This window comes from Sulfitobacter sp. 1A10359 (assembly GCF_043558145.1).
GTDB lineage: Bacteria > Pseudomonadota > Alphaproteobacteria > Rhodobacterales > Rhodobacteraceae > Sulfitobacter > Sulfitobacter faviae.
In genome coordinates this window covers 26,703-48,746 of record NZ_JBIFGB010000006.1, presented here as the reverse complement: position 1 = coordinate 48,746, position 22,044 = coordinate 26,703, and the positions used below count along the sequence as shown (strand labels likewise).

Genomic DNA, 22,044 nt, shown 5'->3' with positions numbered 1-22,044 from the left:
GGTGGGAGTTTCGGCACAGATGGCCAAGGACCGTTCCAGTTCCAGCGATTTCACCGGCCCGCTGCGGCGGCTGCTGCTGGTCGTGTTGGTATTGGCGCTGACCGGCATATTCCTGCTTTGGCGCATCGACAGCCCCCGCGTTGAACGCTTTCGCGCGCAGGTGACGGATCGTTTCGTGCCCAATCTCGACTGGGCCATGGCCCCGGTCACCGGCACCATTAACCTCTTGCGCGATTTCCAAAGCTACCAGCGCCTGAGCGAGCAGAACCGCGAGCTGCGCTCGGAACTGCGGCAGATGCAGGCCTGGAAAGAGGCGGCGCTTCAGCTTGAGCAAGAGAACGCCCGGCTGCTGGACCTCAACAACGTGCGGCTCGACCCGCGGCTGACCTTCATCACCGGCACGGTGCTGGCCGACAGCGGCTCGCCCTATCGCCAGTCGGTGCTGCTCAACGTCGGCGCGCGCGACGGGCTGGTCGAAGGCTGGGCCACGATGGACGGCATCGGCCTTGTGGGCCGCATCGCGGGCGTGGGCAAGAACACCGCGCGGGTGATCCTGCTGACCGATGCCTCAAGCCGCATCCCGGCGACGATCCAGCCTTCGGGCCAGCGGGCCATCGTGGCGGGCGACAACAGCGCCGCGCCGCCCTTGGACTTCATCGAGAACCGCGAGCTGGTCCGCCCCGGTGACCGGGTGGTCAGCTCGGGCGATGGCGGCGTGTTCCCGGCGGGCATCCTGATCGGTCAGGTCGCCGCCGATCCGGGCGGGCGGCTGCGCGTGCGGCTGGCGGCGGATTACGAGCGGTTGGAATTCCTGCGCGTGCTGCGCCATCACGGCAATGAAACCGTGCCGGACACCGCCCATGTCATCACCTCCGACGGCCCCTTGGCCGATCCGGCAGCGCCGGTCGGGGTGCAGCCATGACCGACCTGTCGCGCAGCCGCCTTTGGGTCATGCGCCTTAGCTTTGTCGCGCTGGCGCTGGTGATCCTGTTCTTCCACCTCCTTCCGCTTGAGACGACCCCGCGCGCTTGGGCCGGGCCGGACCTGCTGCTGGGCTTTGCCTGCGCTTGGGGGCTTAGACGGCCCGAATACGTGCCCTCGCTTTTTCTGGCGCTGGTCTTTCTGCTGGCGGACCTGTTGCTGCAACGCCCGCCCGGCCTTTGGGCGGTGCTGGCCCTGATCGGGGTCGAGAACCTCAAATCGCGGGGGCGGCACCTGCGGGATGCGAGCTTTGCCGCCGAATGGCTGACCGTGGCGGTGATCTTGACCATGGTGATCTTTGCCAACCGGATTTTGCTGAGCCTTGCGCTGGTGCCGACGCCTTCGCTGACGCTGAACCTCACGGAATTGGCACTGACAACGCTCGCTTATCCGCTGATCGTGGCGGTGACCCATGGTATCATGGGCGTGCGCAAGACCGCGCCGGGCGATCTGGATGCGCTTGGCAAACGGGTGTGATCGGGGAGCGATGAGATGAGACGAAGCCGCGCCGACAATGATGCAACCCACACGCGCCTGACGCGTCGCGCCGCCCTTTTGGGCGGGGCGCAGCTGCTGTTCATGGGCGGGCTGGCCGCGCGCATGCGCTATCTACAGGTCGATCAGGCCGACCAGTTCCGCCTGCTGGCCGAAGAGAACCGCATCAACATCCGCCTGATCCCCCCCGCCCGGGGTGAGATTTTCGACCGCAACGGCATACAGCTTGCCGATAACGTGCCCTCCTACCGGATCGTCATGGTCCGCGAGGATGCGGGCGACGTGGAAGCCGTAATGGAGCGGCTCGCCCAAGTCATCGAGATCGACGAGGAGACCCGCGAACGCGCCATGACCGAAATGTCGCGCTCTGCCCCCTTCCTGCCCGTCACCATCGTTGATGACGTGAGTTGGGAAGTCGTGAGCAAGGTCAGCGTCAACGCCCCCGCCCTGCCCGGCGTCACGCCCGAAGTGGGCCTGACCCGCGTCTACCCGCGCGGCGCGGATTTCGCCCATGTGGTGGGCCGTGTAGGCCGGGTGAGCCAAGCCGACCTCGACGCGCTGGAGAACCCCGATCAGGTGCTGCGCATCCCGCGCTTTCAAATCGGCAAGATCAACGTCGAAGCCCGCGCCGAGAACCTGCTGCGCGGTGCGGCGGGCACCAAACATGTGGAGGTCAACGCCACGGGCCGCGTGATGCGCGAGTTGGAGCGGCGCGAAGGGCAGGCCGGGGCCGATCTGCAACTGACCGTGGACGCCAATCTGCAACGCTATGTGCAGGCCCGTCTGGGCGAGGAAAGCGCCGCCGTGGTCATCATCGATTGCGAGAATGGCGATCTGGCCGCGCTTGCCTCCTCGCCCAGCTATGACCCGAACCTCTTTATCGGCGGCATCTCTTCGGCGGATTACAACCCGCTGCTGAACTCGAAATACCGCCCGCTGGTAAACAAACCCATACAGGGCACCTACCCGCCCGGCTCGACCTTCAAAATGATCGTGGCGCTTGCCGCCATAGAAGAGGGCATCGTCACCCCCGATGAGACGGTCTATTGCCCCGGCCATCTGGAAGTCGCGGGCCGGCGGTTCCACTGCTGGAAACGCGCGGGCCACGGCTGGGTCGATCTGCAACATTCGCTGAAACAATCCTGCGACGTCTATTACTACGATCTGGCGGTAAAGGTCGGGATCGAAAAGATCACCGCCATGGCGAACCGCTTTGGCCTTGGGATCAAACATGATCTGGCGCTGTCGTCGGTCGCGGGCGGGCTGGCGCCCACGAAGCAGTGGAAACGCTCGGCCCGGGGTGAGGATTGGGTCGTCGGCGACACGGTCAACGCCTCTATCGGGCAGGGTTTCACCCTCTCCTCCCCGCTGCAATTGGCGGTGATGAGCGCGCGGATCGCCACGGGCCGCGCGGTGACGCCGCGGCTGATCAAATCCATCGACGGGGTGGAGCAACCCAGCGGCGCGGGCGAACCGATGGGGCTGAACGAAAACAATCTGCGCCAATTGCGCAAGGCGATGTACGATGTGGTGAACGACCGCCGCGGCACCGGTTACCGCAGCCGCATCATCGATGACACGATGCGCATGGCAGGCAAGACCGGCACCAGTCAGGTGCGCAACATCACCGCCGCCGAACGCGCCCGCGGCGTGACCAGCAACGCCGACCTGCCGTGGGAACGCCGCGACCACGCGCTCTTTGTCTGCTTTGCGCCCTATGACAAACCGAAATACGCAGCCTGCGTATTGGTGGAGCACGGCGGCGGCGGCTCGACAGCCGCAGCCCCGATTGCGCGCGACGTGATGTTGCAGGCCATGGCGGGCGGCGAGCCGCCACTCGAAGCCTACCCCAAGTCCGACCGGGGCCGCATCGCCACCCAGCAAGAGGAACTGCGCAACACCACGCCCGAGACCACCGCCAATCTAGAGGGGGAGGATCAGGCATGAGCTATCTTGAGCATACGGTCAAATCCGTCCCCACAGGGCTGCGCAAGATCCTCTTTATGAACTGGCCGCTGGCGATCCTGCTGACCAGTGTCGCGGGCGTCGGTTTTCTGATGCTCTATTCGGTCGCGGGCGGGTCATTCTCCCCTTGGGCCGAACCGCAGATGAAACGTTTCGCCATGGGCATGGCGATCATGTTCACCGTGGCGATGGTGCCGATCTGGCTTTGGCGCAACCTGTCGGGCGTGGCCTATGGGGCGACCTTGGTGCTGCTGGTCGCGGTCGAACTCTTCGGCTCGGTCGGCATGGGCGCGCAGCGTTGGATCGACATCGGCTTCATGCGGCTGCAACCGTCGGAGCTGATGAAGATCACGCTGGTCCTGTTTCTGGCCGCCTATTACGACTGGCTGCCGGTCAAGAAGGTCTCGCGCCCCTTTTGGGTGCTGGTGCCGATCCTGATCATCGTGATCCCCACCGCGCTGGTGCTGAAACAGCCCGACCTTGGCACCTCGATCCTGCTGCTGACTGCCGGGGGCGGGCTGATGTTCCTCGCGGGCGTACACTGGGCCTATTTTGCCGCCGTCATCACCGCCGCCATCGGGCTGGTCACCGCCGTATTCCAATCGCGCGGGACACCGTGGCAATTGCTGAAAGACTACCAATACCGCCGCATCGACACCTTTCTCGACCCCAGCCAAGACCCGCTTGGCGCAGGCTATCACATCACCCAGTCCAAGATCGCGCTTGGCTCGGGCGGCTGGTCGGGGCGCGGCTATATGCAGGGCACCCAATCGCGGCTGAACTTCCTGCCTGAGAAACACACCGATTTCATCTTCACCACATTGGCCGAAGAGTTCGGCTTCGTCGGCGGCGTCTCCCTTCTGGGGCTTTACGCGCTGATCATCCTGTTCTGCGTGGCCTCGGCGGTGAAGAACAAGGACCGGTTCTCAAGCCTGCTGACCCTTGGCATCGCGCTGAACTTCTTTCTCTTTTTCGCCGTTAACATGTCGATGGTCATGGGGCTGGCCCCCGTGGTCGGCGTGCCGCTGCCGATGGTGAGCTATGGCGGCTCGGCCATGCTGGTGCTGCTGCTGGCCTTCGGCTTGGTGCAATCGGCGCATGTTCATAGACCGAGGTAATCCATGACGATCAACATTCTCTTCGCCGCCAAAGCCGAACGCTGGGACGGCTACGAACAGCCTTTGAACGAAGCGCTGCGCAAGGCACTGCCGGGGCAGGATTTCACGCTGGCCACCGACCTGCCGCCCGAAGAGGTCGACTATATCGTCTACGCCCCCAACAGCGATTTGCAGGACTTCACCCCCTACACCCGCGCCAAGGCGGTGCTGAACCTCTGGGCTGGGGTGGAGGCGATCACCGGCAACGAGACCTTGAAAATCCCGCTGGCGCGGATGGTCGATTTCGGCCTGACCCACGGCATGGTCGAATGGTGTACGGGCCATGTGCTGCGCCATCATCTGGGGATGGATACCGATATCCTGCGCAGGGATGCCAAATGGGCGCCGCGCACGCCGCCGCTGGCCCGCGAGCGCAGCGTGGCGGTGCTGGGCATCGGCGCGCTCGGCCAAGCGGTGGCCGAGGCGCTGGTGGGTCTGGGCTTTGACGTGACCGGCTGGTCACGCAGTGAAAAGCAGATCGAGGGCGTGCGTTGCCTGCATGGCGAAAAAGGTCTGACGGAAGCGCTCAAACGCGCCGAGATCGCCGTTCTCCTGATGCCCGACACGCCCGCCACGCAGAACGTTCTGAATGCCAAGACGCTGGCGCAGATGCCCGAGGGTGCCTTTATCATCAACCCCGGTCGCGGGCCGCTGATCGACGACGATGCGCTCTTGGCAGCGCTCGACAGCGGGCAGATCGCCCATGCCACGCTGGATGTCTTCCGGGTGGAGCCGCTGCCCGAGGATCACCCCTATTGGGCGCATCCGCGCGTCACCGTGACCCCGCATATCGCGGCGGCCACGCGCAACGACACGGCCTCGGAAGTCATCGCGGAAAACATCCGCCGCAGCGAGGCCGGCGAGCCTCTGCTGCATCTGGTGGACCGCGACCGGGGGTATTGAGCCCGGACGCGGCAAAGCTCAGGCGGCCAGCCCGCGCCCCTTGAGCAGCGCCTCAACCCCCGGCAGACGCCCCCGGAAGGCGGTGTAAAGCTCTGCCGGATCGCGGCTGCCGCCGGTCGAGAGGATGTGTTCCTCCAGCGCCTCGGCGCGTTCGGCATCGAAGGCCCCGCCCGCTTCTTCGAAGGCGGCGAAGGCGTCCGCGTCCATCACCTCGGACCACATGTAGCTGTAGTAGGCGCTGGAATAGCCGTCGCCTGAGAAGACATGTGCGAACTGCGGGGTGGCGTGGCGCATGCGGATCGCCTGCGGCATGGCGATCTCGGCCAGCACCTCGGCCTGTTTCGCCATCGGATCGGCAGGCGGTTCGCCGTCGTGGAACTCCAGATCGACAAGGGCGGAGGCGATATATTCCACCGTCTGAAAGCCCATGTCGAAGGTCGCCGCGGCCAGCACCTTGTCGAGCATCTCGCGCGGCATCGCCTCGCCCGTCCGCGCATGGGTCGCGAATTTCTGCAAAACCTCCGGCTGGTCCAGCCAATGCTCGTAAAGCTGGCTGGGCAATTCCACGAAGTCCCGCGCGACCGAAGTGCCGCTGACGCTTTCATAGGTCACGTCCGACAGCATCTGGTGCAGCGCATGGCCGAATTCGTGAAACAGCGTGCGCGCGTCGTCGTAGGACAAGAGCGCCGGATCGCCCTTGGCGAAATTGCAGACGTTGACCACCACGGGCGTTTGTTCACGCGGGAACTTCGCTTGCGCCCGCATGGCCGAGCACCACGCGCCCGAGCGTTTCGAGCCGCGCGCAAAATAATCGCCGATGAAGACCGACACATGACGCCCGTTCCGCGTCACTTCCCACGCCCGGCAATCGGGGTGGTAGAGCGGCACATCCAGCGGCGCGAATTCCAGTCCGAACAACCGGTTGGCGCAGTCAAAGGCCGCGTCGATCATCCGGTCGAGTTGGAAGTAAGGTTTCAGCGCCGCCTCATCGAGATCATGTTCTGCGGCGCGCCGCTTCTCGGCGTAGTAGCGCCAGTCCCACGGCTCCAGCGCACCGTTCACCCCGTCCTCGCGCATCATCGCGGTCAGCACTTCGGCATCGGCATCGGCCTGCGCCTTTGCCGGTTTCCAGACCGACATCAGCAACTCGCGCACCGCCTCCGGCGTTTTGGCCATCTCGGTTTCCAGCTTGTAGGCGGCGAAGTTTTCGTAGCCTAGCAGTTCGGCGCGTTCCTTGCGCAGGGCCAGCGTCTCGGCCGCGATCTCGCGGTTGTCGGTCTCGCCGCCATTCGCCCCGCGGGCCTCCCAAGCGCGGAACGCCTTTTCGCGCAGGTCGCGGCGGTCGGAGAATTGCAAGAAGGGCGTGATCAGCGAGCGCGACAGCGTGACCACCGGGCCATCCGCGCCCTTCTCCCGTCCCGCCGCGCGGGTGGCGTCGATCACGAAGTCCGGCAGGCCGGTCAGGTCGTCCTCGGAAAGCTCCATGAACCAGTCACGCTCATCCGCCAGCAGGTTCTGGGTGAACTGCGTGCCCAGCACCGCAAGCCGCGCCTTGATCTCCTTCATCCGCTCGGCGGCATCACCCGTCAGGGCGGCCCCGGACCGGACGAAGCCGCGGTGGGTCAGCATCAGCACGCGGGCCTGTTCCTTGGTCAGGTCGAGCGTATCGCGCGCCTCCCAGACGGCGGCGATACGGGCAAATAGCTTCGCATTGCCCGAGATCGCCGATTGATGCGCGGCGAGCTTGGGTGAGAAGTCGCGCTGCAACGCCTCGCGCGCCGGGTTGCTGTCGGCGCCTGCGACGGTGAAGAACACGCTCAGGACCTTGTCGAGCGCATCGCCGGAGGCTTCCAGCGCCTCGATGGTATTGGCAAAGCTGGGGGCTTCGGGGTTCTCGGCAATGGCGTCGATCTCGGCCCGGTGGGCGGTGAGCGCCTCCTCCAAAGCGGGGGCGAAATCATCGTCGGAAATGCGGTCAAAGGGGGCGATGCCGAAGGGAGTCTCCCAATCGGTCAGAAGCGGGTTAGTCATGCAGGTCTCCTTTGCGCCCAAGATGGGGCGCGCCGGGGTGACTTGCAATCACCCGCCGCAGGTTTCGCAGCCCGCGCGGCGTTTGAGGCCGATCTTGCGCGTCTCGCCGTAAAGCCCGTCATAGATCATCATCTCGCCGCGCAGCAGGCTGCCCGCCCCGGTGATGAGCTTCACGGCCTCCAGCGCCATCATCGTGCCGATCACTCCGGGCAGCGGGCCGATCACCCCGGCCTCGGCGCAGGAGGGCGCAAGCCCCGCCGCCGGCGCTTCGGGGAAGATACAGCGATAACAAGGCGCGCCGCGGGCGGGATCAAAGACGCTGAGCTGCCCCTCCCACTGGCTGAGCGCGCCCGAGATCAGCGGCGTGCCCGTCGCAACGCAGGCCGCGTTCACCCGGTAGCGGGTGTCGAAATTGTCGGTCCCGTCGAGCACGAGGTCATAGTCGGCCACCAGTTCCTCGGCGATCTCGTCGGTCAGCCGGCGGTGGTAGGGGCGCACGGTGACATGGGGGTTCTGCGCCAGCATTTCGGCCTGCGCGGAAAAGACCTTGGGCGTGCCGATGGCGGCGTCCTTGTGGATCACCTGCCGTTGCAGGTTCGCGTTCTCGACCGCGTCATCGTCGATCACCCCGATGGTGCCGACGCCCGCCGCGGCGAGATATTGCAATACGGGCGCGCCGAGACCGCCCGCGCCGATCACCAGCACCTTTGCGTTTTTCAGCGCCTTCTGCCCGGGGCCGCCGACCTCACGCAGCACGATGTGCCGGGCGTAGCGGTTCAACTCACTCTCCGAAAAACGGCCCGAGGTGGGGTCTTCAGTCGGCGCGTCCGGCGTGGCGCGCGCGCGCAGGGTCGCCAGCCCCTGCCGGTAGAGCAGCACCAGCACGATGAAACCGCCCAAGAGCAGCCAAGGCGCGGCACTGCCGCCGGTGGCGAGCCGCAGCGGGTGGGTGGCCGGAAACAGCAGATGCAGCGCGACCAACGCCAGATACATCAGCCCGATCAGCCCCGCGCGCAGCCCGCGCGGCAGGCCGAGGAAGCCGCCGCCGAACCAAAGCGCCGCCGCGATAATCAAAACAGCCAGCATCACCGCGCCCCCGTCGAGCCGAACCCGCCCGCGCCGCGCGGGGTCTCATCAAGGCGCTCGGCCAGATCGAAGCCCGCCTGCCCCACCGGGGCCACGACCATCTGGGCGATGCGCATGCCATGTTCGACGGTGAAGGCCTCCGCCCCCATATTGCCCATGATCACCCCCACGACGCCGCGATAATCGCTGTCGATGGTGCCGGGGCTGTTGATCAGGGTGATCCCATGCTTCAGCGCGAGACCCGAGCGCGGGCGGATCTGCACCTCGAACCCCTGCGGGATCGCCATCTGCAACCCGGTGGAGATCAGCGCCCGGGCGCCGGGGGCCAAGGTGACCGTGCCGCCGGGCAGATTGGCCCGCAGGTCCGCCCCCGCCGCCCCGGCGCTTTCATAGGCGGGCAGTGGCAGGCTGCGGTCCGCGCCATCGGCCCAGCAGAGTTTGATCGTGGTCATAGCGCCCCCTCAGGCAAGTGCCGCGGCGATACGTTCGGCCAGACGGGCGGCCACGGCATCTTTGCCCATGCGCGGCCAATCCTCGGCCCCGGTCTCGGTGATCAGTGTCACGGCATTCTCGCGCCCGCCCATGATGCCGGTGGCGGGGGAGACGTCATTGGCGACGATCCAGTCACAGCCCTTGCGCTCCCGTTTCGCGGTGGCATGGGCCAGCACGTCGTCGGTCTCGGCGGCGAAGCCTACGACGAGCGGTGGGCGACCTTCGCCGCGCTGGCTGACGGTTTTCAGGATGTCGGGGTTTTCCGCGAAAGTCAGGCTGGGCAGCCCGTCTTTCGATTTCTTCAGCTTACGGTCCCCTGCCCCCTGCACGTGCCAATCGGCCACCGCGGCGGCAAAGACAGCGGCATCCGCGGGCAGTGCGGCCTCTACCGCCTGCATCATCTCTTGCGCCGTTTGCACCGGCACCACCTCGACGCCTTCGGGCGGGACGACTTCGGCGGGGCCGGTTACAAAAACGACCTCAGCCCCCAGATCCGCCAGCGCCCGCGCGATCGCCGTGCCCTGCGCGCCCGAGGAGCGGTTGGCGATATAGCGCACCGGGTCGATCGGCTCATGCGTGGGGCCGGAGGTGACGAGGATGCGCTTGCCCGCAAGCGGCCCCTGCCCAAGCCGCGCCTCGACTGCCGCGACAATCTCAAGCGGTTCGGCCATCCGTCCCGGCCCGTATTCGCCGCAGGCCATGTCACCGTCATTCGGCCCGACCATTGTGATGCCATCGCCGCGCAGAGTAGCGATGTTGCGCTGCGTCGCGGGGTGCTGCCACATCCGCACGTTCATCGCAGGTGCCAGCAGCACCGGCGTATCGGTGGCCAAAAGCAAGGTTGAGGCCAAATCATTCGCCGCCCCCTGCGCCATCTTGGCCATCAGGTCTGCCGTGGCGGGGGCAACCACCAAAAGGTCCGCCGCGCGGCTGAGCTGGATATGCCCCATCTCGGCCTCATCACCGAGGTCGAAAAGATCGCGAAAGACCTTCACCCCGGTCAAGGCAGATACGGAAAGCGGGGTGACAAACTCTTCGCCCGCGCGGGTCAGGACCGGTGTGACCTTGGCGCCGCGTTCGCGCAGACGCCGGATCAGATCGAGGGATTTATAGGCGGCAATGCCGCCGCCGATGATCAGCAGAATATGTTTGCCCGACAGCATAAAGGCCCCCCGTTTGCATTAGGGAGACCTTAATCCGGGGCGGCGAAATCTGCCAGCCCTGGCGGGCATCGCGATATGGGGTCAGGCCAGAAAGGCAAAGACCTCACGCGATTGCATCTCGAGGGACTTGCGCATCTTGCCAAAGGCCGCGGCTTCAAGCTGGCGGACCCGCTCTTTGCTGAGGCTAAGCTCATCGCCGAGGCTTTCCAGAGTACGCGCAGGATCCCGCAGTTTGCGTTCGCGCACGATGAATTGCTCACGCTCGGACAGACCCTGCATTGCCGCCAGCAACCAGTTCCGCAGCTGCGCCGTGTCATGCTCTTCCTCGACACGCTCCGCCGCCTGCGCGCTTTCGTCAGCCAGTGCTTCGATCCACTCGCGGCCCTCATCCTCAGCGCTCTGCGTGGCGTTCAGCGAATAGTCCGACCCTGACAGACGGCCTTCCATCATCTCGACATCATGCAGCGGCACGCCGATTTCGGTCGAAATCATCTGGCGCAGCTGGTGCTTATCCAACGTCTCGCCCATGGCCGTGGCCTCACGCTCCAAACGGGCCTGCACGCGTCGCATGTTGAAAAACAACGATTTCTGAGAGGAGGTCGACCCTGTCCGCACCATCGACCAATTGCGCATCACATGGTCTTGAATGCTCGCCTTGATCCACCAAACCGCATAGGTCGAGAAACGCACGCCGCGGTCGGGGTCGAATTTGTCGGCGGCTTTCATCAGGCCCAGACCGGCCTCTTGGATCAGATCGTTCATCGGCGCGCCGTAGCGCTTGAACTTGCCCGCCATCGAGATCGCCAGACGCATGTAGGCGGTGATCAAACGGTGCAACGCGGCCTCATCCCGGTGATCGCGCCACGCATAGGCCAATTCCAACTCCGTCTCGGCATCGAGCAATTCGGCCTTCATTGCGGTGCGGGTGAGTGAAAATTCGCGAGCGGTTTGCAATGACATTTGGTATCCCCCTTGAGAAATGCGCGGCGCACCTTGTGATGGGCCTTTGGTGGAGATACGCAGAGACATGCCATTTGGTTCAAATATTTGGTGAGAAGATGTTGCCTAGAACTACCTTTGCCCTAGGCGGGGCGGCCTCGGGCAAGTCGGAATGGGCAGAGGCCCTCGTAAATTCCATCGGCATGTCAAAGACTTACCTCGCCACTGGTCGCATCTGGGATGACGAAGTTCAAGAACGCGTGAACAAGCATCAAGCAAGGCGCGATGCGGGGTGGCGCACCGTCGAATGCCCGCTAGATCTGACCGAACCGCTGGCGAAACTGCCCGCCGGCGAAATCGTGCTGATCGACTGCGCGACCATGTGGCTGAGCAATCACCTGATGGAAGGCAGCGATCTGGAGGCCGCGCAGGCGCAGCTTTTGCAGGCCCTGCGGGGCTGCGCCGCGCATTGGGTCGTGGTCTCGAATGAGGTCGGCCAAGGCATCGTGCCCGAAAACGCCATGGCCCGCCAATTCCGCGAGGCGCAGGGGCGGCTCAACATCGCCTTGGCCGCCGAGGCCGAGACGGTGGTGCAGGTCGTCGTCGGCCTGCCGCAACTGTTGAAAGGGGAGATGCCATGACCATTTGGCACTGGGTGCGCCACGGCCCGACCCATGAGAAGAACTTCGTCGGCTGGCGCGATGTCCCGGCGGACCTTTCCGATGCGCCCCGACTGGCACGGTTGAACCTGCACCTGCCGGATGAGGCGCTGCTCGTCTCCTCGGACCTGATCCGCGCTGTGCATACGGCGGATGCGCTGGCCCAGCCCGCCCGCCGCCGCCTGCCCCATGAGCATGGGCTGCGAGAGCTGCATTTCGGCGCTTGGGACGGGCTGCATTTCTCCGAAGTCGCCGCGCGTGACCCGGACCTCAGCCGCGCCTATTGGGAGACCCCCGGCGATGTCATGGCCCCCGAGGGCGAAAGCTGGAACCAGACCAAGGCGCGCGTCGACCGAGTTGTGGCACGGATCAACGCGGCCCGCCCCAATGCCCATGTGATCGCCGTGGCCCATTTCGGCGTGATCCTCACGCAGGTGCAGCAGGCCCAAGGCGGCGGCCCGCTGGAGGCGATGGCCCATAAGATCGACAACCTTTCGGTGACGCATCTGTCCCACGACAACGGCCAATGGCGGGTTGAAGGGATCAATCATACGCCCTGAGCCACAGCGCCGTTAACCATTCCTAAACCCGTTTTGCCTACCGATTAACCATAGCAAGACGGAGCAGGGGTAATGGTGTCGCGGGCCTATACGGTCGCATTTCAAGGGGTCGACGCCCGCATCGTCGAGGTGCAATGCGCGGTCACCGCCGGGCTGCCAGGCTTTTCGATCGTCGGACTGGCGGACAAGGCCGTCTCGGAAGCCCGCGACCGGGTGCGCACGGCGCTCAGCGCCTTGGCCATCGCGCTGCCGTCCAAACGCATCACCGTCAATCTCTCCCCCGCCGACCTGCCCAAGGAAGGCAGCCATTTCGACCTGCCCATCGCGCTGGCGCTGCTCTCGGCGCTGGATATCCTGCCGGATGACATTACCCAGAATGTAGTGGCCTTGGGGGAGCTTTCGCTCGACGGGACGCTGATGCCCGTGGTCGGCGCCCTGCCCGCCGCCATGGCCGCCGCCGCCGAGGACCGCAGCCTGCTCTGCCCCGCGGGGTCGGGGGCGGAGGCCGCATGGGTGGGCAAGACACAGGTCATCGCCGCCGCCAATCTGGGCGACGTGGTGCGCCACTACACCGGGCAAGTACCGATCGCCCCCGCCGAGCCGGGCGAGGTGCCCCTCGCATTGGCGGGCCGCGACCTGCGCGAGGTTAAGGGCCAAGAACGCGCCAAACGCGCGTTGGAGATCGCCGCCGCCGGGCGGCATCACCTGATGCTGGTCGGCACGCCGGGGTCGGGCAAATCCATGCTGGCCGCGCGGCTGCCCGGCATCCTGCCGCCGCTGACGGCATCGGAGGCGCTTGAGACCTCAATGATCTACTCCCTCGCCGGGCTCCTGGATGAGGGCGGCATTTCCCGCAGCCGCCCCTTTCGCGAGCCGCATCACACGGCCTCTATGGCCGCGATCATCGGCGGCGGTCGGCAGGCGCGTCCGGGGGAGGCATCTCTGGCCCATAACGGCGTGCTGTTCATGGACGAATTCCCCGAGTTCAACCGCACGGTCCTCGAAACCCTGCGTCAACCGATCGAGACTGGCGAGGTCATGATCGCGCGCGCCAATGCCCATGTGAAATACCCTTGCCGCTTCATGCTCGTCGCGGCGGCGAACCCCTGCAAATGCGGCTACCTGCCCGACCCGGCCCGCGCCTGCGCCCGTGTCCCGGCCTGCGGCGAAGACTATCTCGGGCGTATCTCCGGCCCGCTGATGGACCGGTTCGACCTACGCGTCGACGTGCCGCCCGTCAGCTACAGCGACCTCAACCTGCCCGCCAACGGAGAAACCTCGACCGAGGTCGCGGCAAGGGTCGCCTCCGCGCGGGCGCTTCAATCCACGCGCTACGCGCCGCATGACGGGATTTCGGCCAATGCTGATGCGGCGGGTGACTTGCTTGAAACCGTCGTCAGCCCGGATGCCGAAGCGCGCGCGCTGCTTCTGCGCGCAGCGGAACGGTTCTCCCTGTCAGCGCGCGGGTATCACCGGGTCATGCGTGTCGCGCGCACCATCGCCGATCTTGCGGGGGAACCCGAGGTCCGCCGCCCCCATATGGCCGAGGCGATCAGCTTTCGCCTGCCCGATCCGGCAGCACGGCATTGATCCAATCGGCGAGGGCAGCAAGGCTCTGCCGCGCCTCGGGCAGGTGGTTCTGAAACAGCGGCCAGACATGCGGCAGGTCATGGAGCTCCTGCAAACTGGCCGACACGCCCGCTTCGCGCAGACGGGCCGCCAATCGGCGGCTGTCATCGCGCAGGATTTCGCTGTCACTTACGGTGAGCCAGACGGGCGGTGCGCCGTTGAAATCCGCAAGAATGGGACTCGCCCGGGGGCTCTCCGCATCCTGCCCCTGAAGATAGAGCCGCGCCATTTCCGTCGCGCGGGCGGCGGGCAACAACACGTCGCTTTCGGCATTCTGAGTGAAGCTTGGGCCTGAAAACGTCAGGTCCAACAAGGGGGAAAGCCCAAAGGCGCCAGCAGGCAGCGCCGCCCCCTCGCGGCAAAGCTGCGCCAAAAGATCGAAAACCAGCGCGCCGCCCGCGCTGTCGCCGCCAATCACGATGTCCCCCGCGGCGAAGCCCATCTGGCGCAGCGCATCCCACGCCGCGCGGATGTCTTGCGCAGGTTTGGGAAAGGCCGCTTCGGGCACGCGCGCATAGCGCGGCAGCACCGCCCGCGCGCCAGTCAGCAGGGAAAGGCGCGCGACCATCGCCCGGTGCGTCTCCGGGCTGCCAAACACAAACCCGCCGCCATGAACGTAGAGGATCACACGCCCTTGACAGGCCTGCGGCGGCGTAAGCCAAAGCGCCGATCCCGCCCCCGGCAGATCACGCCATTCTGCATGCACCTCGCGCGGCCCTTTGAAAAAGAGCCGCGCCTGCATCTCCATCGTGGCCCGCAGGAACTGCGGGTTTGCATGCGCCAGCAAAGGTTTCTCTGTCAGACGCAGGTAGCGGTTCAGAAGATGCTGGCGCAGGCTCACCCGCACTTGGCCTCAATCGCCTCCCAGATTTTTCCGGCGATATTCTCGCCATCGAACCGTTCCAGTTCTTGAATGCCGGTGGGAGAGGTCACGTTAATCTCGGTCAGATAGTTACCGATCACATCGATCCCGACAAAGATTTGGCCCTTTTCTTTAAGCAATGGCCCGATGGCCGCACAGATCTCCCGATCACGCTCGGTCAGCCCGACCTTCTCAGGCCGCCCGCCGACATGCATGTTCGACCGTGTCTCGCCTGCCGCCGGGACGCGGTTGATCGCGCCCACCGGCTCCCCGTCCACGAGGATGACGCGCTTGTCACCTTTGGATACGGCAGGCAGGAATTTTTGAACAATGAGCGGCTCACGCGAGAAGCCGGTGAACAATTCATGCAGGGAGGTGAGGTTGCGGTCATTGGCGTCCAGCCGGAACACACCGGCCCCGCCATTGCCGTAAAGCGGTTTCAGAATTACATCGCCATGCTTCGCCTTGAAGGCTTTGATGGTCGAAAGGTCGCGCGCAATCGTGGTGGGCGGCGTCAGATCGGGGAAGTCGAGAACCAGAAGTTTCTCGGGGTAATTGCGGACCCAAAAGGGATCGTTGACCACCAAGGTGGTTTCTTTCAGCCGGTCCAGCAGGTGGGTCGAGGTGATGTAATGCATGTCGAAAGGCGGGTCTTGGCGCAGCCAGACCACGTCGAAATCCGCCAAATCGACCTCGCGCTCTTCTCCGAACCGGGCGTGATCGCCCTGCACGCGCTGTACCGTAAAGTCATAGCCCCGCGCGGTGATCCGCCCCTCTTGGTACGCCAGATGGTCGGGCGTGTAGAAGAACAGCTCATGCCCCCGAGCCTGCGCCTCTTCGGCCAGCCGAAAGCTGCTGTCGGCATTGATGTTCACGTCCCCGATCGGGTCCATTTGAAAGGCGATTTTCATCGGCGTCCCCCGCTGCTTACCTTTGTCGTGATCCGACCCGGACCGACGGTGCAGGCTTCTGGGATCGCTTCTTAGATGGCGCAGCAGGGGCCTATGCGCAATGGGTCAGCCGTGGCCAAAGGCGTTTTCGATGATTTCGGTAGCCCCCTGCCCATCGACAAGCGCCACGTCAAAGCGCACCTCGGTCAGGCTTCCTGCAGGTTCGCCGGCAAGAAATTCCTCGGCGGAGCGGTAGATGCGTTGCATCTGTCTGGCAGAAAGGCTTTCGGCAGCCCTTGCGAAACTACGACTTTGTTTCACCTCGACAAAGATCAAGGCAGCCCCATCGCGCAGGATCAAATCAATTTCACCAGCGCGGCCCCGCCAACGGCGGCGCGCGATGGCAAAACCGCGCCTTTCATAGTCTTGCGCGATGCGGTTCTCGGCAGCGATCCCGGCGTGATAGGCCATGCGCCCCCGTTGGCGTTTGGCCGCAGTTCGTATCCCCGTATTGCCCTGTGCCATTTTCATCGCTCCGATCCGCGTTCTAACCTTTGCCGAGCGCCAATGCCGCTTGATAGACCTGCCGCCGCGGCAGGCCATGGGCCTGCGCCACCAAATCGACAGCGTCACGCATCGACATATCTGTAAGCGCCCGTTGCAAATCTGTTTCTAGGTCAAGGTGATTAACAGAGTCTGAACGGCTGCGATCAATCAGCACCACCACTTCGCCTTTTGGCGCCTTCGCTTGATAAAGCTCGGCGAGATTTTCGAGGGTATCGCGCTGAATCTCTTCGAATTTCTTGGTCAACTCCCGGCACATTGCCGCTTTGCGCCCCACACCCAGTGCGGTTGCCGCATCGCGCAGCATGGCGCCGAGCCGTTTGGGCGATTCGTAGAACACCAGCGTCCCCGGCACGTCGCGCAGCTTTTCCAGCGCCGCGATCCGGGCCGATTTGCTGTTGGGCAGGAAACCCGCAAAGAAAAATGCATCCGTCGGCAGGGCGCCCAAGGCCAGCGCGGTCAGCACGGCCGATGGCCCCGGCGCGCAGGTCTGCATCACGCCCGCTTCGGCTGCGGCCCGGCTTAATTCAAACCCCGGATCGGCGATCAGCGGCATGCCCGCCTCCGACGCATAGGCGACCGATTTGCCCTCGCGGATGGCCGCGATCAGCCGCTCTTGCACCGATGTGCCGCTGTGATCGTGCAGCGCCAGCACCTTGCGTCCATCAAGCGGCACCCCATGAATTTCCATCAGCCGCCGCAGGCTGCGCGTGTCCTCTGCCGCCAGCAGATCCGCCGAGGCCAGCGTGTCGAGCGCGCGCAGCGTGATATCGCGCGCGGTGCCGATGGGGACGCCCACGAAATAAAGTCCCGGGGCTAGCTCTGTCTTGTCAAATTTCAACGCTGGACCCGCCTTTCGCAGTCACTATGATCGCGGCCATGTTCCGGCGACCATCGTCGTCTTGCCACCACCGGGGAGTGAATACAAATGATTGCCTGTTTCCGCGCCATCCGCAAGAAGATGCACCTGCTCTTGCTGCCGCTCTTCGCGGTCCTGCTGGCGGCCTGTCAGCCTGTCGCCACGGGCGGCGCCAATTCCGGCGGCCCGCGCATTGACCCTGCGGCCCCCGTCCCCGTGGCGCTCTTGGTTCCGCGGGGCGGCACGGCCGGTGATGAGTTGCTGGCCAAGAACCTCGAAAACGCCGCGCGTCTTGCGATGCGCGATCTGGATGGCGTCCAGATCGACCTGCGCGTTTATGGCACCGCAGGCAATGCCAGCACAGCCGCATCCGTCGCTGCGCAGGCGGTGAATGAAGGGGCCAAGATCATCCTTGGCCCGGTTTACGGCGAAGCGGCCAATGCGGCTGGGGTGGCCGTGGCCTCCTCCGGGGTTAACGTGATCTCCTTCTCGAACAACCCGACCATCGCGGGCGGCAATGTTTTCGTGCTTGGGCCGACTTTTGCCAATACCGCCAACCGGTTGGTGAGCTTTGCAAAGCGCAACGGCAAAGACAAAATGGTCGTGCTGCATGGTCAGGACCTTGCCGGACAACTGGGCCGTGACGCGATCGTTCAAGCGATCAGCGCCAATGGCGCGACGCTGGCAGGCACCGTCGATTACGCGCTGAGCCAAGAGTCGGTCGTGGCCGCCGTGCCGCGCGTCAAAGCGACCATCGAAGGCAGCGGCGCCAATGCGCTCTTCCTCACCACCTCCTCGGCCAGTGCTCTGCCGCTTTTCGCGCAGCTTCTGCCCGAGGCTGGTATCCAATCGGCGACCACACAATATGTCGGCCTGACCCGTTGGGACATCCCCGCCCAAACGCTGGAACTGCCCGGCGTTCAGGGCGGCTGGTTCGCCCTGCCCGACAGGGCGGCGAGCGGTGCCTTCTCGAACCGTTACACCGCGGCCTATGGCAGTGATCCGCACCCTCTGGCCGGGCTGGCATTTGACGGGATCGCGGCAATCGGCTCCTTGGTGAAGGGCGGCAAATCCAACGCGCTTTCCGGGGCCGCGCTGACCCAAGGGGCGGGTTTCCAAGGCGCCAGCGGCATCTTCCGCCTGCGCCGCGATGGCACCAACGAACGTGCGCTGGCCGTGGCCACGATCCGCGACAACCGCGTCGTCGTGCTCGACCCGGCACCGCGCGGCTTTGGCGGGGCTGGTTTCTGAATTGGACCTCGCGAAACCGACAACAACATCAGGCGCGCGTCGACACCCGCGCCTGATTTGCGCGCCCGAACAAATCTTTGACGACACGGCCATCTGGCAGGCCCTCGCCCAGCGCGACAGCACGCTGGAGGGCGCAGCCCTCAGGGCCGAGATCGTTCCCCTGATCCAAGAAGCCCAGCAGGCGGGCCGCAAGGCCATTGCGGCGGGCTTTGCTGAATCGCCATTCGACGCGCGGGCGATGACCTCTTCCTACACCTATCTCACCGACCAACTGCTGCGCTGCGTCTTGCAGATCGCCACGCTAGTGCTGCACCCCAACCCGAACCCGACCGAGGGTGAACGGCTCGCCATGATTGGCGTCGGCGGCTATGGCCGGGGAGAGATGGCGCCCTTTTCCGATGTCGATCTGCTGTTCCTCATTCCCTACAAGGCCACCGCATGGTCGGAGAGCGTGATCGAATCGATGCTCTATATCCTGTGGGATTTGAAGCTGAAGGTCGGCCACGCCACGCGCACCATCGAAGATTGCCTGCGGCTGGGGGCGGATGATTTCACCATTCAGACCGCCCTGCTGGAGAACCGCTTCATCGACGGCGATGTGACCCTTGCGCAAGAGCTTTCCGAACGGCTCAAGAACGAACTTTTCTCAGGCGCGGGAAAGGATTTCATCGAAGCGAAACTGGAAGAGCGCGACAACCGCCACCTGAAACAGGGTGAGCGCTATATGGTCGAGCCCAACGTCAAGGAAGGTAAGGGCGGGCTGCGAGATCTGCATTCGCTGTTCTGGATCGCCAAGTTCATCCATGACGTCGACCGGGTCGCGGATCTGGTCGATCTCGGCGTTTTCCGCGCCGATGAATACGACACCTTCCGCGAGGCCGAGGCTTTTCTCTGGGCCGTGCGGGGGCATCTTCACCTAATTGCCGGGCGCGCGACGGAACAGCTGACCTTCGACATGCAGGTGCAGGTCGCCCAAGCGATGGGCTATCAGGACATCGGGGGCCGGCGGGGCGTCGAGATTTTCATGCAGGCCTATTTCCGCCATGCCACCGCGGTGGGGGATCTGACGCGCATCTTCGTCAGCGGGCTCGAAGCCTCCCATATGAAGGCCGAACCGCTGCTGGAACGCATCTTCCGCCGCCGCCCGAAAATCCGCGACGGGTTTCAGGTGGTCCACAACCGCATCGCGGTGAAGGACGACGAAGAGTTTCTGCAAGACAAGCTGAACCTGTTGCGCATCTTCGAAGAGGCACTGCGCACGGGCATGTTGATCCACCCCGATGCGATGCGCTTGATCAAGGCCAACCTCGCGCTGATTGACGATGATATGCGCCGCACGCCCGAAGCCCGGCGCATCTTCCTCGACCTGCTATTGAAACACGGCAATCCCGAACGCTCCCTGCGGCGGATGAACGAATTGGGCGTCTTAGGCGCCTTCATTCCTGAGTTCGAGCCGATCGTCGCGATGATGCAGTTCAACATGTATCATTCCTACACCGTCGACGAACATACCATCCAATGTATCGCCAACCTCGCCCGGATCGAAAAGGGCGAGCTGGAAGAGGAACTGCCCGTCGCCTCCTCGATCCTGAAACGTGGGGTGAACCGCAAGGTGCTCTATGTGGCCCTGCTGCTGCATGACATCGGCAAGGGGCGGCCCGAGGACCATTCCATCATCGGCGCGAAACTGGCACGGCGCATTGGCCCGCGGCTGGGGCTGAAACGCGATGAGGTCGATACGGTGGAATGGCTGGTGCGCTATCACCTGCTGATGTCCGACATGGCGCAGAAACGCGACATTGCCGATCCGCGCACGGTGCGCGACTTTGCCAAGGCGGTGCAGACGGTCAAACGGCTCGACCTGCTTTGCGTGTTGACGGTCTGCGACATTCGTGGCGTCGGGCCGAACACATGGAACAATTGGAAAGCGGTGCTGATCCGCGCGCTCTATCGCCAGACCGAGCGGGCGCTGGAAACCGGGCTCGAAGACCTCAACCGCGAAAACCGGGGCGCGGAGGCCAAGAAAGCCCTGCGCGCCGCGCTCTCCGATTGGCCGCGCAAACACCTGCAACGCGAGACGGCCCGCCATTATCCGCCCTATTGGCAGGGTCTGCATGTCACCGCGCATGTCGCCTTTGCGGAACTGCTGCGCGACATCGGCAATGACGATATCCGCATTGATCTGCACCCCGACGAAGACCGCGGTGCGACGCGGGCCTGTTTCGTCATGGCCGATCACCCCGGCATCTTTGCCCGGCTTGCAGGCGCGCTGGCGCTGGTCGGCGCCAATGTGGTGGATGCGCGCAGCTACACGACGAAGGACGGTTTCGTAACTGACGCTTTCTGGATTCAGGACAGCGAAGATCAGCCCTATGAGGCCAGCCGCCTGCCGCGGCTGCGCGAGATGATCCTCAAGACCCTGCGCGGTGAGATCGTTGCCCGCGACGCGCTGAAATCCCGCGACAAGGTCAAGAAGCGCGAGCGCGCTTTCAAAGTGCCCACACATATCACCTTCGACAACGAAGGTTCGGAAATCTACACGATCATCGAGGTCGACACCCGCGACCGGCCCGGTCTGCTCTATGATCTGACGCGCACCTTGGCGGCCTCCAACGTCTATATCGCCAATGCGGTGATCGCGACCTATGGCGAACAGGTGGTCGATACTTTCTACGTCAAGGATATGTTCGGCCTGAAATACTATACCGAGGCCAAGCAGCGCACCTTGGAGAAACGCCTGCGCGAAGCGATTGCCGCAGGGGTCGAGCGGGCGGAGGGCTAGCCCCCAGCCTCCGCCTCATCGGCGGGTTTTCGCCACCCGCTCTTTGGCCGCTTTGCTTTGCGCATCAGATCCTCAAAATCCCTGCAACCCGCCGCTGAGACGGGATTCCATGAATGAGGGACATATGAGCGTGACACGCGCCGCACTGCCGAACCGGGGCCTGATGGCCCTTTGCGCCACACTTCTTCTCACGGCAGCCTGCGCCAAAGCGCCTGACCTCCCGCAGACCTATGATTTCGGCGGCATCGATCCCCAGCGGCATTTCATGGCCGTCCAGACCGCCAAAGACATGCGCGCCAAGGGCCAGCGCGTTTGGTGCGTGCCCTTCGCCCGCAATGTCAGCGGCATCCAGATTCGCGGCAATGCGGAGACATGGTGGGGCAAGGCCAAGGGGCTTTACCCGCGCGGCGATGCCCCTGTCGTCGGTGCTGTGATGGCCTTCAGCGCCACCCGCTCCATGCCGATGGGCCATATCGCTGTGGTTTCCGACATCGTCTCACCCCGCGAAATCCGGGTGGATCACGCCAATTGGAAGCGCAACGAGGTTTCGCTGAAAATGGCGGTGATCGACGTCTCCGACGACAACGACTGGTCCGCCGTGCGCTTGGAAAGCCAGCCGGGCGCCTTTGGCAGCACCTATCCGATCAATGGGTTCATCTACCCCACGGGGGGATAAGCGCCGCCTTGCCCCAGCGGGCGGCGGGGCATTTCCTGCCGCTCACCGCGATTGCACCGGGTGACCGCCCGCGCTAGGGATCACCGCAGCGCAAATTAAG

General features: G+C 64.6%; 20 protein-coding genes. 11 read left to right on the top strand and 9 right to left on the bottom strand.

The genetic code is table 11. The annotated features are described in order from the left end of the window. The first annotated feature begins 19 nt into the window (after nt 1-19). Genes mreC through ACGYK2_RS13490 form a run of 5 tightly spaced genes read left to right on the top strand, consistent with a single transcriptional unit; the run spans nt 20 to nt 5,501 of the window. The gene (gene mreC, locus ACGYK2_RS13510) at nt 20-922 is read left to right on the top strand and encodes a rod shape-determining protein MreC (protein ID WP_271688952.1); all 903 of its coding nucleotides are present in this window, start codon (nt 20-22) and stop codon (nt 920-922) included. Continuing rightward, nucleotides 919-1,458 (top strand): rod shape-determining protein MreD, encoded by a 540-nt coding sequence (locus ACGYK2_RS13505; RefSeq protein ID WP_067265291.1) that lies wholly within the window; start codon nt 919-921, stop codon nt 1,456-1,458. The genes mreC and ACGYK2_RS13505 overlap by 4 nt, the downstream gene beginning before the upstream one ends. Before the next feature lie 15 nt (nt 1,459-1,473). Then, complete coding sequence (mrdA, locus tag ACGYK2_RS13500; RefSeq protein WP_067265293.1) at nt 1,474-3,423, top strand: penicillin-binding protein 2; 1,950 nt, start codon at nt 1,474-1,476, stop codon at nt 3,421-3,423. After that, on the top strand, nt 3,420-4,559 hold the full coding sequence (gene rodA, locus ACGYK2_RS13495) for a rod shape-determining protein RodA (RefSeq protein WP_067265296.1): 1,140 nt from the start codon (nt 3,420-3,422) through the stop codon (nt 4,557-4,559). Before mrdA ends, rodA begins: the two co-directional genes overlap by 4 nt. 3 nt (nt 4,560-4,562) lie before the next feature. Then, entirely contained in the window at nt 4,563-5,501 is a 939-nt protein-coding gene (locus tag ACGYK2_RS13490) for a glyoxylate/hydroxypyruvate reductase A (RefSeq protein WP_271688950.1), read from the top strand. Nucleotides 5,502-5,519: 18 nt separating this feature from the next. On the opposite strand, the gene ACGYK2_RS13485 is transcribed toward ACGYK2_RS13490, so the two are convergent. The 5 genes from ACGYK2_RS13485 to ACGYK2_RS13465 all read right to left on the bottom strand — a co-directional run bounded on the left by ACGYK2_RS13485 (nt 5,520) and on the right by ACGYK2_RS13465 (nt 11,233). After that, complete coding sequence (locus ACGYK2_RS13485; RefSeq protein ID WP_271688949.1) at nt 5,520-7,532, bottom strand: M3 family metallopeptidase; 2,013 nt, start codon at nt 7,530-7,532, stop codon at nt 5,520-5,522. Nucleotides 7,533-7,580: 48 nt separating this feature from the next. Then, entirely contained in the window at nt 7,581-8,618 is a 1,038-nt protein-coding gene (locus tag ACGYK2_RS13480) for a molybdopterin-synthase adenylyltransferase MoeB (RefSeq protein WP_271688948.1), read from the bottom strand. Beyond that, on the bottom strand, nt 8,618-9,070 hold the full coding sequence (dut, locus tag ACGYK2_RS13475) for a dUTP diphosphatase (protein ID WP_271688947.1): 453 nt from the start codon (nt 9,068-9,070) through the stop codon (nt 8,618-8,620). Before dut ends, ACGYK2_RS13480 begins: the two co-directional genes overlap by 1 nt. A gap of 9 nt (nt 9,071-9,079) precedes the next feature. After that, nucleotides 9,080-10,273 (bottom strand): bifunctional phosphopantothenoylcysteine decarboxylase/phosphopantothenate--cysteine ligase CoaBC, encoded by a 1,194-nt coding sequence (coaBC, locus tag ACGYK2_RS13470; RefSeq protein ID WP_271688946.1) that lies wholly within the window; start codon nt 10,271-10,273, stop codon nt 9,080-9,082. Between the two features lie 81 nt (nt 10,274-10,354). Further along, nucleotides 10,355-11,233, bottom strand: a complete 879-nt coding sequence (locus ACGYK2_RS13465) for an RNA polymerase factor sigma-32 (protein WP_067265311.1) — start codon at nt 11,231-11,233, stop codon at nt 10,355-10,357. A gap of 98 nt (nt 11,234-11,331) precedes the next feature. On the opposite strand from ACGYK2_RS13465, the gene cobU reads away from it, so the two are divergent. From cobU to ACGYK2_RS13450, 3 genes are all read left to right on the top strand, one after another. Beyond that, nucleotides 11,332-11,853, top strand: a complete 522-nt coding sequence (gene cobU / locus ACGYK2_RS13460; RefSeq protein WP_271688945.1) for a bifunctional adenosylcobinamide kinase/adenosylcobinamide-phosphate guanylyltransferase — start codon at nt 11,332-11,334, stop codon at nt 11,851-11,853. Further along, entirely contained in the window at nt 11,850-12,431 is a 582-nt protein-coding gene (locus tag ACGYK2_RS13455) for a histidine phosphatase family protein (protein ID WP_271688944.1), read from the top strand. Before cobU ends, ACGYK2_RS13455 begins: the two co-directional genes overlap by 4 nt. 72 nt (nt 12,432-12,503) lie before the next feature. After that, nucleotides 12,504-14,021, top strand: a complete 1,518-nt coding sequence (locus tag ACGYK2_RS13450; RefSeq protein ID WP_394374316.1) for a YifB family Mg chelatase-like AAA ATPase — start codon at nt 12,504-12,506, stop codon at nt 14,019-14,021. Here the strand turns inward: ACGYK2_RS13450 and ACGYK2_RS13445 are convergent. The 4 genes from ACGYK2_RS13445 to rsmI all read right to left on the bottom strand — a co-directional run bounded on the left by ACGYK2_RS13445 (nt 13,984) and on the right by rsmI (nt 17,217). Continuing rightward, nucleotides 13,984-14,901 carry an alpha/beta hydrolase gene (locus ACGYK2_RS13445; RefSeq protein ID WP_271688942.1) on the bottom strand — a complete coding sequence of 306 codons (918 nt, stop codon included), beginning with the start codon at nt 14,899-14,901 and terminating at the stop codon, nt 13,984-13,986. The genes ACGYK2_RS13450 and ACGYK2_RS13445 overlap by 38 nt on opposite strands. Further along, nucleotides 14,898-15,833, bottom strand: coding sequence for a glutathione synthase (gene gshB, locus ACGYK2_RS13440; protein WP_271688941.1), 936 nt, complete (start codon nt 15,831-15,833; stop codon nt 14,898-14,900). The genes ACGYK2_RS13445 and gshB overlap by 4 nt, the downstream gene beginning before the upstream one ends. 105 nt (nt 15,834-15,938) lie before the next feature. Continuing rightward, nucleotides 15,939-16,337: a YraN family protein gene (locus ACGYK2_RS13435; RefSeq protein WP_271689919.1), complete on the bottom strand. Its 399-nt coding sequence runs from the start codon at nt 16,335-16,337 to the stop codon at nt 15,939-15,941. 22 nt (nt 16,338-16,359) lie between these two features. After that, nucleotides 16,360-17,217, bottom strand: a complete 858-nt coding sequence (rsmI, locus tag ACGYK2_RS13430) for a 16S rRNA (cytidine(1402)-2'-O)-methyltransferase (RefSeq protein WP_271688940.1) — start codon at nt 17,215-17,217, stop codon at nt 16,360-16,362. An 87-nt stretch (nt 17,218-17,304) separates the two neighbouring features. Here rsmI and ACGYK2_RS13425 point away from each other — a divergent pair, with 87 nt between their 5' ends. From ACGYK2_RS13425 to ACGYK2_RS13415, 3 genes are all read left to right on the top strand, one after another. Further along, the gene (locus ACGYK2_RS13425) at nt 17,305-18,486 is read left to right on the top strand and encodes a penicillin-binding protein activator (protein WP_271688939.1); all 1,182 of its coding nucleotides are present in this window, start codon (nt 17,305-17,307) and stop codon (nt 18,484-18,486) included. A gap of 1 nt (nt 18,487) precedes the next feature. After that, entirely contained in the window at nt 18,488-21,268 is a 2,781-nt protein-coding gene (locus tag ACGYK2_RS13420) for a [protein-PII] uridylyltransferase (RefSeq protein WP_271688938.1), read from the top strand. A 124-nt stretch (nt 21,269-21,392) separates the two neighbouring features. After that, the gene (locus tag ACGYK2_RS13415; protein WP_271688937.1) at nt 21,393-21,944 is read left to right on the top strand and encodes a CHAP domain-containing protein; all 552 of its coding nucleotides are present in this window, start codon (nt 21,393-21,395) and stop codon (nt 21,942-21,944) included. The last annotated feature ends 100 nt before the right edge of the window (nt 21,945-22,044 follow it).